Source organism: Bradyrhizobium ferriligni, from assembly GCF_056837965.1.
Genome location: NZ_JBXEJO010000002.1, coordinates 168115 through 182507 on the forward strand (window position 1 = coordinate 168115; position 14393 = coordinate 182507).

Here is a 14393-nt window from a genome sequence, read left to right on the forward strand (position 1 = left end):
TGCGTGCAGGTCTTGCCGCCTGCGCCGCGGCATGACTTGCGATCCCGGGGCGCGCCGCCTAGCTTTCCGCCACGATTTCTCCCGCCAACACCTTCCCGCAGGTCCCGATGTCGCAGCCGCTTCTGTTTCAGCCGATCACGCTTCGCGGCGTGACCTCCCGAAACCGCATCCTGATCTCGCCGATGTGCCAGTATTCGGCAACCGACGGCTTGGCCAATGACTGGCATCTCGTGCATCTCGGCAAGTTCGCCCAGGGCGGCGCCGGGCTCGTGATGGTCGAGGCCGCGGCGGTGACCACGGAGGGCCGCATCACCCATGGCGATGTCGGCATCTGGAACGACGAGCAGATCGCGCCGCTCGAGCGCATCGCCGCCTTCCTCAAGGACAATGGCGCCGTGCCCTCGATCCAGCTCGCACATGCCGGCCGCAAGGCCAGCATGCAGCGTCCCTGGTACGGTAATGCCGCTCTCGATGCGGCCGACCGCGCCCGCGGCGATCTGCCGTGGCGAACGGTGGCGCCGAGCGCGATCCCGATGGAGGAAGGTTGGTTGATGCCGCACGCGCTCGACGTCGCCGAACTCGCCGCGCTGCGCGAGCAATGGCGGCGCGCCACCTTGCGCGCGGTGGAGGCCGGCTTCGAATTCGTCGAGGTGCATTGCGCGCATGGCTATCTGCTGCACGAATTCCTCTCGCCATTGTCCAACCGCCGCAGCGATGCCTATGGCGGCGATCGCGCCGGGCGGATGCGCCATCCGCTCGAGATCATCGAGACCGTGCGCGCGGCCTGGCCGGCGGAGCGGCCGCTGTCGGTGCGCATCTCCTCGGTCGACGGTATCGACGGCGGCCTGACGCTCGAGGACCAGGTCGCGTTCGCCCGCGAAGCCAGGGCGCGCGGTGTCGATCTGATCGATTGCTCGTCGGGTGGTCTGCTCGGCTCGGCGACCGCGGCGCGGATTCCGCGCGGCTACGGCTTTCAGGTGCCCTATGCCGATGAGATCCGGCGCGCCGCCGACATTGCGACCATCGCGGTCGGCCTCATCCTGCATCCGCAGCAGGCAGAAGACGTCCTCGCCAAAGGCCATGCCGACATGGTCGCGATCGGCCGCGAGGCGCTGTTCGATCCGAACTGGCCGCTGCACGCCGAGCTTGCGCTTGGCGGTGGAGGCGGCGAGGTGTTCGCGTCCTGGCCGAAGCAGTATGGTTGGTGGCTGGAGCGGCGCGAGCCGGGCCTGCGCCGGCTCGATGGCCCGCCGCTGCCGTTCCGCCAGAACTGACAAGAAAATCCGACAACAACCTGGGAGGTCGTTATCATGACAGCAGTCGCAAAGCGCCCCTATCGCGGCGTCTTCCCCGTGGCGCCGACCATCTTCGACGCCAACGGCAATCTCGACCTCGATGGGCAGCGGCGCTGCGTCGACTTCATGATCGATGCCGGCTCCCACGGCATCTGCATCCTCGCCAATTTCTCCGAGCAGTTCGTGCTGACTGACGCCGAGCGCGAGACCGTGATGCATGCGGTGCTCGAGCATGTCGCCGGCCGCATTCCCGTCATTGTCACGACGACGCATTTCTCCTCGGCGGTGTGCGCTGAGCGCAGCCGCCAGGCGGAGGCCGCCGGCGCCGCGATGGTCATGGTGATGCCGCCCTATCACGGCGCGACCTTCCGCGTGGGCGAGCCAGGCATCTATGAGTTTTATCGGGTCGTGTCGGATGCCATCAACATCCCGATCATGATCCAGGACGCGCCGGTCGCGGGCACGCCGCTCTCGGTCGACTTCCTGGCGCGCATGGCGAAGGAGCTCGCCAATATCAGGTACTTCAAGATCGAGGTGCCGATGGCCGCGAACAAGCTGCGCGGTCTGATCGAGAAGGGCGGCGCCGCGATCGAGGGGCCGTGGGACGGCGAGGAGGCGATCACGCTGATGGCCGATCTCGATGCCGGCGCCACCGGTGCGATGACCGGCGGCGGCTATCCCGACGGCATCCGCCAGATCATGGATCCGTTCTTCGCCGGCCGGCGCGACGAGGCGGTGCGGGCCTATGCGAGCTGGCTGCCGCTGATCAACTACGAGAACCGCCAATGCGGGCTGCAGGCCTGCAAGGTGCTGATGCGCGAAGGCGGCGTCATCAAGTCCGATGCGGTGCGCCACCCGCTGCAACCGCTGCATCCCGCGACCCGCGCGGGGCTGATCGAGATCGCGCGGTCGCTCGATCCGGTCGTGCTGCGCTGGGGACGCTAACGGCGATTAGGCGTCCCACGTCAGCGGTAAATCCAGCAGGCCGCGGAACGCCCAGCCGCCGATTCGCGCCGGGTTGTGCTCGATCAGGCGCAAATTCTTCAGCCGGTTGAAGATCGCGGGCAGCGCGACGTCGGCGACCATGGCGCGCGAGGCCCAGGCGCCGGCGCAGAAATGCGGGCCGGCACCGAACGCGATGCTCTTGCCGGCGTCGCGGCGCACGTCGAATGCATCGGGCCGGTCGAAATGCTTCTCGTCGCGGTTCGCCGAGCCGAACATCAGGAACACGCGCTCGTTGGTCTCGAAGGCGACGTCCCTGATCGTCCAGGGCTTTGCGATGCGCCGCGGCGACATCCCGATCGGCGAGATCCAGCGCGCATATTCCTCGAACACCTGCAGCCACGGGATCGTGCCGCTCGTCGCCATCGCAAGCTGGTCGGGATGGGTCAGCAGCGCCCATACCGTGCCGGCGATCGCATCGCGCGGCTCGTTCTGGCCGCCCGAGATCGCAAGCTTGATGTTGGCGCGCACGCTCTCCATTGGCATGTCGGTCTGCAGCATCACGCCGAGCAGGCTGAGGTCGGGCGTCTCGCGCAGCCTGGGGACCATGTCGTCGATCGCGGCATCGATCCCGGAGGTTGCCGCATGGCAGCGCGCCTCAATCGCGGGATCGCCGACATAATTGGCGATGCCGTCGATCATGCCCTGCGACCACGCGTTCATGTCCTGGAAGCGCATGTTGGTGAGGCCGGTGATCGACTTCAGGCATTCGGCCGAGAATGGCAGCGCGAAGGCCTGCACGAAATCGACCACGCCGTCCGGCTTCAGCTCGTCGAGGATGCGCGTCGCGTGTGCTGCGAACTGCGCGGTCCAGTGCGATCGGACGGTTTTCGGCGAGATCGCCGGAAAGATCGCCTTGCGCTCGTTCATGTGCGCATCGCCGTCTTTGCGCATCATGTTGTGGCCCATCAGTTTGTTCATCAGCCCCTCGGGCTGGTGCGACGAGAACACGTCGATCTGCTTCTCCGAGATGAAGATGTCGTCGCGGCTGCACAGCAGCGTGCTGCCGAGCTGCGGCACGAAGGCGATCGGCGCCTCCTTGCGCATGCGCGCCAGCGCCGGGTACGGATCCTGCCAGAAGGCGGGGACATCGATGTCGAAATGGGGCGCGGTGCTCACGACGTGATCTCGGTTTGGCCTCGGGTTTTCGAGCCGAGCATAGGCCGGGCGGCGCGGCCCGTCTGTCCCCAGCGCTGGGGACAGCGGGAGGCCACCGCCTGGAGCGCGCTCAGTTCAGCTGGCGCGCCGAAGCCATCAGGCGCAGCGCGATCGCGAACAGCTCGTTCTGCGAGGAGATGCCGAGCTTGTCATAAGCACGCTTGCGATAGGTGAGGGCGGAATGCAGCCCGATGCCGAGCTCGGCGGCGATCGCTTCCGAGCTGAGACCGGAGAGGATGCGCAGGCAGACTTCCTTCTCACGCCCGGTCAGCCTGGCGAGCGGCTCAGCCGTTGCAAACAGGATCTTCAACCGCTCGATCGGATCAACATCCGGTGCCGGGTCGCGCTGGAAGTGCCGCGCCACGGCCGCCGTCAACGCCGGCGCGACCGCGGCCAGGCGCGCGATCTGCTCGCGGCTGAAGCGGCCTTGCGCGGTGATCTGGTAGAAGTTGACATAGAAGCAGGTGTCGCCGGTCCAGATCGCGGAGGCGAACTTGTCGACAATGTCGGAGTCGTCGAAGAAGATCTTGCGGTAGCCGTCGCTGTACATGCGGCGGGCAAAGTTCGGCAGCACGATCGGTGCGGCCTGCGCCCGTCCCTCGAACACCGCATCGCGGTTCGGGTCGGCCTGATGGAAATGTTCGGAATAGGCGATCCCGAGGTCGCGCCCGGTCGGGATGTTGCCGACATCGAGCAGGCACGCGGCGGTCCGCGGGCCGGTGAACGAGAACACCATGCAATGACCGACACCGGCGACGCGGCGTAGCGCGCCGATCAGGGCCTCTGGAAAGCTGTCGCGGCCGATCGCCAGCAGCGCCGGCGTGATGTCGCTGACGACAGAAGTCTTGAAGGCGTAATCTGCCTTCATGGCGTCCTCCCTGTGTTTCGGGAAGACTAGAGCCTTTTCCGTTCCGATGGAATCGGAACGGGGCTCTGGATTCTTTGTTTTGACGCGTTTTCTTGACGCGAACCGGTATCCACTTCGCTCGAAAACGCTCCGGCAGCGACATCGCCGGCGCGGAAGCGGCGCCTCAGGCGCCCGGCACCTGGTCGAGGAAGCCGGTGATGCTCCTGATCCGGCCGTCCTTCAGCATGGCGAAGTCGGTGCCCTTGATCGGGCTGTCGACGCCGTCGGGGCCGAGGCCCCAGGAGAACCGGACATGGTCGGCGAAACCGTTCGGCTCCCCGATCAGCTTGAAGCGGAAGTCCGGAAACTTCTGCTGCACGCCCGCGATCAGCGCGTCGACGCCCTCATGGCCGTCGCCGCTCATCAGCGGATCGATATAGCGTGCATCGGCGGTCCAGTTCTCGCTCAGCATCTCGCGACGCCGGCTCGGCGTCCGCTCGTTCCAGAGATCGATATAGCGGCGCGCGATGGTGGCATGGTCGGTCATGGTGCTCTCCTTCGATAGTGCCGGACTGTGCGGCGGTCCGGACTATCGAAGGTTCGCGTGCGCCGATCGATTACCTCGGAGGTCATCGCGCAGGCTAGGGTGCGATCGTCAGCACCGCCTTCATGTTGGGATGGTAGCGGCAGTAATAGTCGACCGTGCCGGCCTTGGTCAGAACCGACTTGACCGTCTTCTTCGGCGCGATCGTCACGTCGAAGTCGCCATTCTTCGCGGTGGCGGTGTGGGCGAACACGTCCTTGTTGACCCATTCGATGGTGTCGCCGACCTTGGCCGACACCTCGGCCGGCGAGATCACCAGATTTTCCATCACGATCTGGATGGTGGCCGCATGCGCCGGGACGGCCATCGCGCCGAGCGCGAGCAAGGCCAGCGTTGCGAGACAGCGTCCTGACAACATCCCGCGCCTCCTTACTTCAGGCTGGCCGCGACGTGTTCGGCGTGCTGCTGGTGGCCCTGGAAGATCTTCAGGCCGGTCTGCAGCAGGCTCTTCAGCTCGGGATTGCTGGCCGAGGGGATCAGCTGCGTCTCCAGCGCGGTGTTGACGGCCTTGTGGTAGGCGACCTCATTGTCGATATAGGCCTTGTCGTAGGCGGCGCCCTTCAGCTTGCCGAGCTCGGCGAGCTTGTCGGCCGCCTGCTTCGACAGCGTCTTGCTGGTGTCGTTGTCCTCCGGCGTCACTTTCAGCTTCTTGACGAGGTCGAGCGCCTGCTTGTTCACCGCCTCGTGGTCGCGCGCCATGTCCTTGGCGAACGCCTTGACCTCCTTGTTGGAGGCCTTCTCTTCCGCCTGCTTGGCGGCATTGATGTCGATCACACCTGCCGTATAGGCGATGTGTGCGATCTGCGGATCGGTCGGCTTTGCGCCCTGCGCCAGCGCAGCGCAGTTGAGAAGGCTGAGCGTGGCTACCGCGATACTCAATCGAACGAACATGGTTTGAAACTCCTGTTGAGCCGGGCGTAGCGCGCGGCGCGTCGTTGCTTGCACAGGAGTTGGATGGCGCGGACGAGCAGAGGTTCCCGAAAAAATTCAGGCCGTGGGGCGGAGCCGTTTCAGAACCGCCTCGGTCAATCGCTCGCAGCGTTTGCCCGCGAAGGGGAAGGCCTCCATGACGACGGGGCCGATCTTCCGCTCGACATTGTCGCGCAGCATGGTGCGGGCGCGGTGCAGGCGGGTCTTCACGGTTTCCGGCTTGAGGCCGAGGATCTCAGCGGTCTCCTCGACATTCATGCCCTCGATCACGCGGGTGATGAAGACGAGGCGGAACGCCTCGGGCAGCTCGTCGATCGCGTGCTCGACGACGTGCTGGATCTCACGCTGGGCCATGGATTTTTCCGGATCGTCTGTTGACGACAGGGGGAACTGGATGATCTGGGCTTCAGGAGCGCCTTTCGGCAGATCGGACCATTCGACGCTGCTGTGCCTGCGGCGCAGGCGGCCGAGTGCCTCGTTCATTGCGATCCGCGACAGCCAGGTCGAGAGGCTGGAGTCGCCGCGGAACTGCTCCAGATGGGTAAAGGCGCGCACGTAGGCGTCCTGAACCACGTCCTCGGCCTCGTGGTCGTTGCGCAGGATGCCGCGCGCCAGCCGGAACAGCCGGCGATTGTTCGCCTGCATGATGGCGCGGATTGCGGCCTCGTCGCGGGCGAGCGCGCGTTGCACGAGTTCGGCATCGCCCGAGCTGGTCGGCGGCAGGGACGTTACATGGGCCTGGCGCATGGCGGGATCGCCCTCACTGTTGGCGGAATAATATCATTGGATGCCAGGTGGCCGTACAGGTTCCCGGGAAAATGGTGATCGGCCAAAAAAGACCCCTACGGCCTGATATAGGCCTCCGGATCGCCGCGTGCATGCGCCTCCATCGCGTCGAGGAAACAGCGCACCTTTGCCGGGACAAATTGCCGCGCCGGCAGCAGCGCGTGCACGTTGAGCGGTTCGCAGGCATGATCGGGCAGCAATCGCCGCAACTGGCCGGCCGCGACGGCGGCGCGGGTGTAGCTGGCGGTGACCCGAAGCACGCCATGGCCGGCGAGCGCTGCCTGCAGGCGGACATGGGCATTCGAACTGGTCAGCCGCGCGCGATCGACCGCAAGATGCTCGACCGCGCCGCCGGGAGCGGTGATCGCCCATGGCGGATCGCTGGGGCCGGTCAACAGCGGCAGTTTTCTCAGATCATCCAGCGTGCGTGGCTCGCCGAGCTTGTCGAGCAGCGCGGGTGCCGCGAACAGGCCGCGCTCGAGCGTGAAGACGCGGCGGATCACGATGCCGGCCGACGGCAGCGGCGCCTCCAGCATCGCAAACACGATGTCGTAGTTCTCGGCGATCGGGTTGACGATGTCATGCTCGACATCGATCCGGATCGCGAGTTCGGGGTAGCGGCCCATCACCGCGCAGGCGACCGGCCCCGCATGATGCGCGCCGAATTCATAAGGCGCCTTGATCCGCAGCGTGCCCGCGACCGCGCTCGACATCGCCAGCGCCTCGCTGTGGGTGTCGTGCAGCGCGGCGAACAGCGGGCGCACCTTGCGATAGATGGTCTCGCCGGAATCGGTCAGCCGCAGATGCCGGGTGGTCCGTTCGATCAGCCGCAGCCCGAGATTGGCCTCGAGACGCTGCACCGCAGCACTGAGGCTCGATTTGGGATGGCCAAGCACGCGCGCGGCCGCCGTGAAGCCGCCGTGCTCGACAACCTCGCAAAACAGCTCCCAGTCGCGCCACTCCATGGCCGATTGTCCATCCACCGGTACAGTGTGTCCAGCCAAATCGGATTATCCCGGTGACCGCAATCACCTAACCTCGTCGCAACCAAATTGCATCGGGAGGGTGAGATGGCTGACGACGGAATTTTCCTGCGCAACACCTGGTACGTGGCGGCGTGGAATCACGAACTGATCGACGGCAAGATGGTCGCGCGCACCATCCTGGAACGGCCGATCGTGCTCTATCGCGGGTCGAGCGGGAAAGTCGTCGCGCTGGACGACCGCTGCTGCCATCGCGCCGCGCCGCTTTCGATGGGACGCATCGAGGGTGACGACATCAGGTGCATGTATCACGGCATGAAGTTCGCGGCTGACGGCAAATGCATCCAGATTCCCGGCCAGGACACGATCCCCGCCAAGCTCGGCGTGCGCAGCTATCCCGTGGTCGAGCGCTACAATCTGATCTTCATCTGGACCGGCGATCCGGAGAAGGCCGATCCGAAACTGATCCTCGACTATCCGCCGCTCGAGGATCCCAAATGGCGCGGCCTGCCGGGCTACATGCACTACAAGGCCAACTGGCTCCTGATCGTCGACAATCTCAGCGACTTCGCGCATCTCGCCTTCGTGCACACCAACACGCTCGGCGGTTCGGAGGAGTACGCCTACAAGACCAAGCCGGTCGCGATCGAGAAGCTGGACGACGGCTTCCGTGTCGAGCGCTGGCACATGGGCGCCGAGCCGCCGCCCTACCACAAGAAGGTGATCCCGAACAAAACCGACACGATCGACCGCCGCAATATCGGCCGCATGATCGTGCCCGGCATCTTCACGCTCGACACGACGTTTGCGCCGGCGGGGCAGGGCGTCGAGAAAGGCGTCCAGGTTCCGGGCACGCGGTCGTATCGCAACGCGCAGTTCATGACGCCGGAGACGCGCTCGACCACACACTTCTTCTGGAATTACCTGCACGATTTCGACATCGACAATCCGAACATCGCACTGTCGCTGCGGCACAGCCTCGAGGAAGGGTTCAACGAGGACAAGGATATCATCGAGGCGCAGCAGCGCGTGTTCGACGCCGATCCGGACTATCAGCTGCTCGCGATCGGCGCCGATGCCCCGCTGACCTATTTCCGCTGGCTGTTCGCGCGCAAGCTCGAGGCGGAGAAGGGCACGGCGCGCGCCGCCTAGAGCATGATCCGGAAAAGTGTGAAGCGGTTTGCCCAAAAGATCATGCTCAAACAAGGAGCTAAAGCGCGATGATGATTCAACCCAATCTCATCGCGCTTTAGTCCGCTGAAACGACGGCTTTTGCTGCCAAGCCGCGCCGGGGTCGCGAGATCGTGACATCCCGGCGTGGCTGCCGCTCCAGCCGGTTTGGCGTAAACTGTTCCGACCTGAATTTGTCGGTTCTTGATCAGCGTGAAGATGACCCGCGTTGGCCAGACCATCCCGGTAGCGATCAATCGGTGAATGAGCTTGCCCGAAAAGACGGATCCATCGGATCGAAGTGCGAGCACCAGCTGGGCGTTGGACGCCTGGCTATGGCCGTTTGAAGCCGCGCGATTGGCGCTGGACATCTCCTCGCAGTGGTACCCCAATCGTACGCCCGAGCCCACAGTTTCGTCGGGCGAAGTGGCGTCGCTGCCCTGGACGACAGCCCATTCGGTCGCGCTTCAGCTGCCGTCGATGCGATTGCTGGATTTCTCAAGAGCGGCCGAAGGCCGGCCGCTGCTGGTCTGCGCGCCCTATGCGCTGCATCGCGCGCAGATTGCGGATCTTGCCCCCGGCCACAGCCTGATGGAGGCGTTGCAGAAGGCTGGCGTTGCGCGTCTCTATCTCACGGATTGGCGCTCGGCGGCATCGGAGATGCGATATTTCTCGATCGACACCTTTCTGTCCGATCTAAACGTGGCCGTCGACACGATCGGGCCGCCGGTCGACCTTGCAGGTCTCTGTCAGGGCGGCTGGCTGTCCTTGCTCTATGCGGCGCGCTTTCCCGGCAAGGTGCGGCGGCTTGTGCTTGCCGGCAGCCCGGTCGACGTTTCGATGCCGTCAGAGCTTTCCAGGATGGTCGCCTCGCTGCCGCAGCAAGGCTTCGAGGCGCTGGTGCGTCAGGGGGATGGGATTGTCAGTGGCAAGCAGATGCTGAAGGTCTGGAGTATCCCGTTCAGTCTGCTTGATGTGGAAGCGGCGCTGCAGCGACGGCTCGACGGTAAGTCGGAGGATGCACGGGCGCTGCTCGACCGTTTCACGCACTGGGACAGCGATCCCCTTGATCTGCCGGGTACCTACTACCTTGAAGTGACCGACTGGATCTTTCGCCAGAACCGCATTGCGGCCGGACACTTCGTCGCGCTTGGCCGCAAAATCGATCTTGCTGCGGTGAAGCTGCCGGTCTTCCTGCTCGCTGCGGAGAACGACATCGTCGTTCCGCCCGACCAGGCGTTTGCGACGATGCGGCTGTTGGGCACGCGGCCCGCGTGGCTGCAACGAGAGACCGAGCCGTGTAGTCACCTCGGCCTGTTCATGGGCCGCGGGGCTCTGGCCGGTTCGTGGCGTCGGATTGCCCGCTGGCTTCAGTCTGATCTCGGCGAGACCGCGAGCGAGCGATCGCGGATCAGCGCGTGAGGTGTGATGTGAAATGCCCCGAACTGCGATTTTGCAATCCGGGGCATCCGACATCTATCGCGACTTGCGGCGCGCTTACCTGTCGCGCTTACTTGGCCGCGACGACCATGATCTCGACATTGTACTGCGGCGCCGCCAGCTTGGCCTCGACGGTGGCGCGGGCCGGGGTGTTACCCTCCGAGACCCAGCCGTCCCACACCGCGTTCATTTCCGGGAACGTCTTCATGTCGGTGATGTAGATCGTCGCGCTGAGCAGCTTCGACTTGTCGGTGCCGGCCTTGGCGAGGTGGCCGTCGATGATCGACAGGATGTCCTTGGTCTGGTCGGTGACGCTGCCGCCCGCCGCCTTGCCGGCGACGACGCCGGCGAGATAGACGGTATTGCCGTGCACGACGGCCTGGCTCATGCGCGGGCCGGTTTCGAAACGCTGAATGCTCATTTGGGTCTCCACTGAATGGCGGGCATGTCTATAGCGTTTTCAAGCGAAGTGGCTACCGGTTCGCGTGAAGAAAACGCGTCAAAACAAGAGATCGAGAGGTTTGGTTCTGATTTGATCAGAACCAGACCTCTACCGCGTCAGGGCGACCGCCGCCACTGCGCATTTTGCAGCGCGCACCTCATGGAAATCGCGGTCCAAAGCGTGATGAGATTAGGTTCAGCTGGAACGGCGCCGAAGGTTTACCCCTCCCCGCCGGGGAGAGGTAAACCGAAATCGTGGCAAGCAGATTTGACCAAACACATCCTGCTTCAGGGCGTGGACTCCATTAGCGCGCAACCAAATTCGGATTGATGCGAATTTGACGAACGCCTGTCGAGGAACCTTGCTGCCGGATCTGCGTTCGGAGATTGCTGGCGGGCTCGAACATCGAACCCATGGGGGAGACCATGGGACTGTCCTGGCAACAAGGTCCATTCTCAACGGGAGCAATCGGCCGGTTCCTCGTGCCCGAACCGCTGCCCAAGAGATTGTTGTACGCCGAGCGGTTGCGTCGGCGTATGCGCGTTCGCTTCGGGGGGATCTGGATCGCCGATAGCGAGAATGTCCTCCTGTTCTTCGAACCGGGCCGCTATCCGGTCGCCTATTTTCCGGAGACCGACATTTCCCCACGCGTCCTTGAACGCAGCGAGCATACCACCCAGCACGCCGATCTCGGGCTCACGTCCTGGTACAGCGTCCGGGCCGACGAGCAGCACGTCGCACCGCGAGGGGCATGGCAGCACACCAGCCTTCCTCCCCATGCGAGCGAACTGCAGGCACGCGTTGCGTTCGCTTGGCGGGCTATGGACGCTTTCTACGAAGAAGACGAGCGAATCGTGGGCCATGCCGCTGACCCCTACCACCGCATCGATATCCGCCGCGCCTCCCGTAACCTCGTGGTCCGCCATGGTGACCGGATCATCGCCGATACCAAGCGGCCGCTCGTGCTCTACGAGTCCGGCTTCGCGCCGCGCTGGTACGTTCCACGCGCCGACATCGATGAGTCCGCCCTCACTCCCGTGAAACTCCAGACCTTCTGCCCCTACAAGGGGCTCTGCAGCTACTACTCAATCGATGAGGCACGTCTGGCGGCATGGTGGTATCCCGACGCCTATCCCGAGGTTCGCCTCATCTCCAACCTAGTGTCGTTCGAACCGGATATCGTCTCGGTCCATCTCGATGGCACCCAGCTCCATCTCGAGCCGGGCCAGACGGTGGTTGCGCATGGCCCAGATCGCAACATCGACGTTTCCGAGGTGGTCCATGAGCCAGGTGGCGGCGGCTAGGAAGCACCTTCGGTCCCTATCAAAGTGGAATGGGACATGGCGCGACTGCTGTCGGTGAACGTCGGACTTCCGCGCGATATCGAATGGAAGGGCCGCATTGTACACACCGGGATCTGGAAAAATCCCGTGCGTGGCCGTTGTCGGGTCGGCCGGTTGAATCTGGATGGAGACGGTCAAGGCGACCTGAGCGGCCACGGGGGTGAGCAGCGAGCCGTCTTCGTCTACCAGATCGAATCGTATCGCTACTGGCAGGAACAGCTGAAGAGGACCGACCTCGTCCATGGACAGTTCGGCGAGAACTTCACGATTGAGGGATTACCCGACGATGCCGTTGGCATCGGCGACCGTTATCAAATCGGCGGCGCAGTGTTCGAGGTCACTCAGCCCCGCGTGACCTGCTATCGGGTCGGCATTCGGATGAACGAGCCGCTGATGCCGGCATTGCTGACATCCAGCGGCCGTCCGGGGTTCTACTTCCGCGTCCTGCAGGAAGGCGAAGTAGGCGCCGGCGACGAAATCATGAAGGTGGGAGAAGCGAATGAGCGAATGACGGTCGCAGAGATCAACGCGCTTCTCTATTCGCCCAATCATCCAAGCGATCGATTGGAGCGTGCCTTGCGGATCGAGACGCTTTCGCCCGGATGGCGCGTATCGTTTGAGGCGTTACTGCAGAATCAGACGACTGGCGCGGGAAGCGGCAACGCAGGGCTCGCGCCGGCGGCGGCTGCGCATCCGGTTGCACCAGGATTTCAGCCGCTTGCGGTAGCAGCGATAGATCAGGAGTCCGCGGACGTCCTCTCCCTGTCGATGCGGCATCCGGACGGTCAGCCGCTGCGACAGGCTCTGCCCGGTCAGTACGTGGTCTTGCGTCTTCGACGGATCGGCGGCGGCCCGCCACTCTTTCGCAGCTACTCGCTCTCGGGTCCCCTCTCGACGGAGCGCTACCGGATCAGCGTGAAGGTCGAGCCGGATGGGGCGGCTGGAACCTACCTGCGGGAGCATGTCCGCATGGGCGATGTTCTCGACGTCAGCTCTCCGCGGGGAAGCTTCATTCTGCAGTCGGGAGAGCGGCCCGTGGTGTTGCTCAGCGCGGGAATCGGGGCGACGCCTGTGCTGGCGATGCTGTATGCGCTGGCGGCGGCCCGCTCGACGCGTCAGGTCTTGTGGATGCACACGGCTCGCGACCGGCAGCACCATCCATTCGCCGCCGAAGTCCGCCGACTCATGCCCGCACTCACCCGTGGCCGCAGCTATGTCTGTTACAGCCGGCCAGGCTCGCGCGACAAAATGGGCGAGGATTTCGACGCTACCGGTCACCTGTCGCGATCGGTCTTCGACAAGGTCGGCATCCCGCGAGAGGCGGATGTCTACCTCTGCGGGCCGACTCGCTTCATGGCGGACATGAAAGAGGCGCTCGCAGCCTTGGACGTGGCGCCGGAGCGGATGCATGTCGAAATCTTCAACGGCAGCGAGTCGATGACTCCTGGTGTCGTCGGCGCAGCGACGCGAACTCCACATCTGCCCAGGGACGACGCCAACACCGGTCCGCTGGTATCGTTCGCGCGAAGTGGCATCGCCGTGCACTGGAAGGCGTCAGCCTACCAGAGCATCTTGGAACTGGCCGAGGCGTGCGACGTCCCGGTCCGTTGGTCGTGCCGGACCGGTGTTTGTCACAACTGTGAGAGCGGTTTGGTTTCGGGCGAGGTCGCCTATGGACCCCAGCCACTCGAGAAGCCCGCCGACGGCAACCTTCTCGTTTGCTGCTCACAACCGATTCGTGACGTCGTGATCGACTTATGAATTCTGGCCGGATTTCGATTTCCGACCGAGGGACCGCCACGGTTGCTTGGAAGAGGAACCCGCCGCAAGTGGAAGATCAGGGCGGCGAACATCAGACCAAAGAGGAGCCGCGGCGCGATGAACACAACCAGCAAAGCAGTCGTGAAGCAGCTCTCAATTGAGGTGATCACGTTGCCGGTGAGCGATGTCGAGCGAGCGCTGCGGTTCTATATCGACCAGGTCGGCTTCACGCTTGACGTCGACTATTCGCCAAATGACGTGTTCCGCGTCGTGCAGCTCACTCCGCCGGGCTCGAGTTGCTCGATACAGATTCGTCGCGGACCCACCGACGCGCCCGTCGGATCAGTTCGCAATGTCTATCTCGTCGTGACCGACCTTGAAGCTATGCGGAGCCGCCTGCTCGAACGTGGGGTCAAAGTCAGTGAGGCCCGGCACAAAACACCCATCGATGCCTGGGACGGAGGTTTCGCAACCGGGCTCGACCCCACGCGCAGGGATTACGCCAGCTTCGCCGAATTCTTGGACCCGGATGGCAACAGCTGGGTGCTACAGGAACGAGGTTACCGCAATCTGTGACGTGTTGTGGCCGCTTCGCGACGTTGGCCATGCGCGGCGTCGTAGAAGCACTGGGT

16 protein-coding genes are annotated in these 14393 nt (G+C 64.2%); 7 read left to right on the forward strand and 9 right to left on the reverse strand.

All coding sequences use genetic code 11. The annotated features are described in order from the left end of the window. Positions 1 to 107 precede the first annotated feature (107 nt). Positions 108 to 1274 (forward strand): NADH:flavin oxidoreductase/NADH oxidase, encoded by a 1167-nt coding sequence (locus tag AC1VNY_RS01840; RefSeq protein ID WP_482403875.1) that lies wholly within the window; start codon positions 108 to 110, stop codon positions 1272 to 1274. A gap of 36 nt (positions 1275 to 1310) precedes the next feature. Then, positions 1311 to 2240 carry a dihydrodipicolinate synthase family protein gene (locus AC1VNY_RS01845; protein WP_482403876.1) on the forward strand — a complete coding sequence of 310 codons (930 nt, stop codon included), beginning with the start codon at positions 1311 to 1313 and terminating at the stop codon, positions 2238 to 2240. Between the two features lie 6 nt (positions 2241 to 2246). Here the strand turns inward: AC1VNY_RS01845 and AC1VNY_RS01850 are convergent, their stop codons facing one another. From AC1VNY_RS01850 to AC1VNY_RS01880, 7 genes are all read right to left on the reverse strand, one after another. Continuing rightward, positions 2247 to 3416, reverse strand: coding sequence for a cytochrome P450 (locus AC1VNY_RS01850; protein WP_482403877.1), 1170 nt, complete (start codon positions 3414 to 3416; stop codon positions 2247 to 2249). 109 nt (positions 3417 to 3525) lie between these two features. Beyond that, entirely contained in the window at positions 3526 to 4323 is a 798-nt protein-coding gene (locus AC1VNY_RS01855) for a helix-turn-helix transcriptional regulator (RefSeq protein ID WP_482403878.1), read from the reverse strand. 163 nt (positions 4324 to 4486) lie between these two features. Next, complete coding sequence (locus AC1VNY_RS01860; RefSeq protein WP_482403879.1) at positions 4487 to 4849, reverse strand: nuclear transport factor 2 family protein; 363 nt, start codon at positions 4847 to 4849, stop codon at positions 4487 to 4489. A 94-nt stretch (positions 4850 to 4943) separates the two neighbouring features. After that, positions 4944 to 5264 (reverse strand): cupredoxin domain-containing protein, encoded by a 321-nt coding sequence (locus tag AC1VNY_RS01865; RefSeq protein WP_411784958.1) that lies wholly within the window; start codon positions 5262 to 5264, stop codon positions 4944 to 4946. 11 nt (positions 5265 to 5275) lie between these two features. Then, positions 5276 to 5797, reverse strand: a complete 522-nt coding sequence (locus AC1VNY_RS01870) for a DUF4142 domain-containing protein (protein ID WP_482403880.1) — start codon at positions 5795 to 5797, stop codon at positions 5276 to 5278. A 96-nt stretch (positions 5798 to 5893) separates the two neighbouring features. Next, positions 5894 to 6583, reverse strand: coding sequence for an RNA polymerase sigma factor (locus tag AC1VNY_RS01875; RefSeq protein WP_482403881.1), 690 nt, complete (start codon positions 6581 to 6583; stop codon positions 5894 to 5896). 95 nt (positions 6584 to 6678) lie between these two features. Then, the gene (locus AC1VNY_RS01880) at positions 6679 to 7587 is read right to left on the reverse strand and encodes a LysR family transcriptional regulator (protein ID WP_038384509.1); all 909 of its coding nucleotides are present in this window, start codon (positions 7585 to 7587) and stop codon (positions 6679 to 6681) included. A gap of 105 nt (positions 7588 to 7692) precedes the next feature. Between AC1VNY_RS01880 and AC1VNY_RS01885 the strand changes: the two genes are divergently transcribed. After that, positions 7693 to 8757 carry an aromatic ring-hydroxylating dioxygenase subunit alpha gene (locus AC1VNY_RS01885; protein ID WP_482403882.1) on the forward strand — a complete coding sequence of 355 codons (1065 nt, stop codon included), beginning with the start codon at positions 7693 to 7695 and terminating at the stop codon, positions 8755 to 8757. Here AC1VNY_RS01885 and AC1VNY_RS01890 read toward each other — a convergent pair. Then, positions 8754 to 9146 (reverse strand): hypothetical protein, encoded by a 393-nt coding sequence (locus AC1VNY_RS01890; protein WP_482403883.1) that lies wholly within the window; start codon positions 9144 to 9146, stop codon positions 8754 to 8756. The genes AC1VNY_RS01885 and AC1VNY_RS01890 overlap by 4 nt on opposite strands. A gap of 55 nt (positions 9147 to 9201) precedes the next feature. Between AC1VNY_RS01890 and AC1VNY_RS01895 the strand changes: the two genes are divergently transcribed. Beyond that, the gene (locus AC1VNY_RS01895; RefSeq protein ID WP_482403904.1) at positions 9202 to 10197 is read left to right on the forward strand and encodes an alpha/beta fold hydrolase; all 996 of its coding nucleotides are present in this window, start codon (positions 9202 to 9204) and stop codon (positions 10195 to 10197) included. A gap of 88 nt (positions 10198 to 10285) precedes the next feature. On the opposite strand, the gene AC1VNY_RS01900 is transcribed toward AC1VNY_RS01895, so the two are convergent. After that, positions 10286 to 10636, reverse strand: coding sequence for a RidA family protein (locus AC1VNY_RS01900; RefSeq protein WP_028339041.1), 351 nt, complete (start codon positions 10634 to 10636; stop codon positions 10286 to 10288). Between the two features lie 446 nt (positions 10637 to 11082). Between AC1VNY_RS01900 and AC1VNY_RS01905 the strand changes: the two genes are divergently transcribed. The 3 genes from AC1VNY_RS01905 to AC1VNY_RS01915 all read left to right on the forward strand — a co-directional run bounded on the left by AC1VNY_RS01905 (position 11083) and on the right by AC1VNY_RS01915 (position 14337). Then, the gene (locus tag AC1VNY_RS01905; protein WP_482403884.1) at positions 11083 to 11961 is read left to right on the forward strand and encodes a DUF427 domain-containing protein; all 879 of its coding nucleotides are present in this window, start codon (positions 11083 to 11085) and stop codon (positions 11959 to 11961) included. A 36-nt stretch (positions 11962 to 11997) separates the two neighbouring features. Then, positions 11998 to 13761, forward strand: a complete 1764-nt coding sequence (locus tag AC1VNY_RS01910; protein ID WP_482403885.1) for an MOSC domain-containing protein — start codon at positions 11998 to 12000, stop codon at positions 13759 to 13761. A 117-nt stretch (positions 13762 to 13878) separates the two neighbouring features. Continuing rightward, positions 13879 to 14337, forward strand: coding sequence for a VOC family protein (locus tag AC1VNY_RS01915; RefSeq protein ID WP_482403886.1), 459 nt, complete (start codon positions 13879 to 13881; stop codon positions 14335 to 14337). Positions 14338 to 14393: the final 56 nt, after the last annotated feature.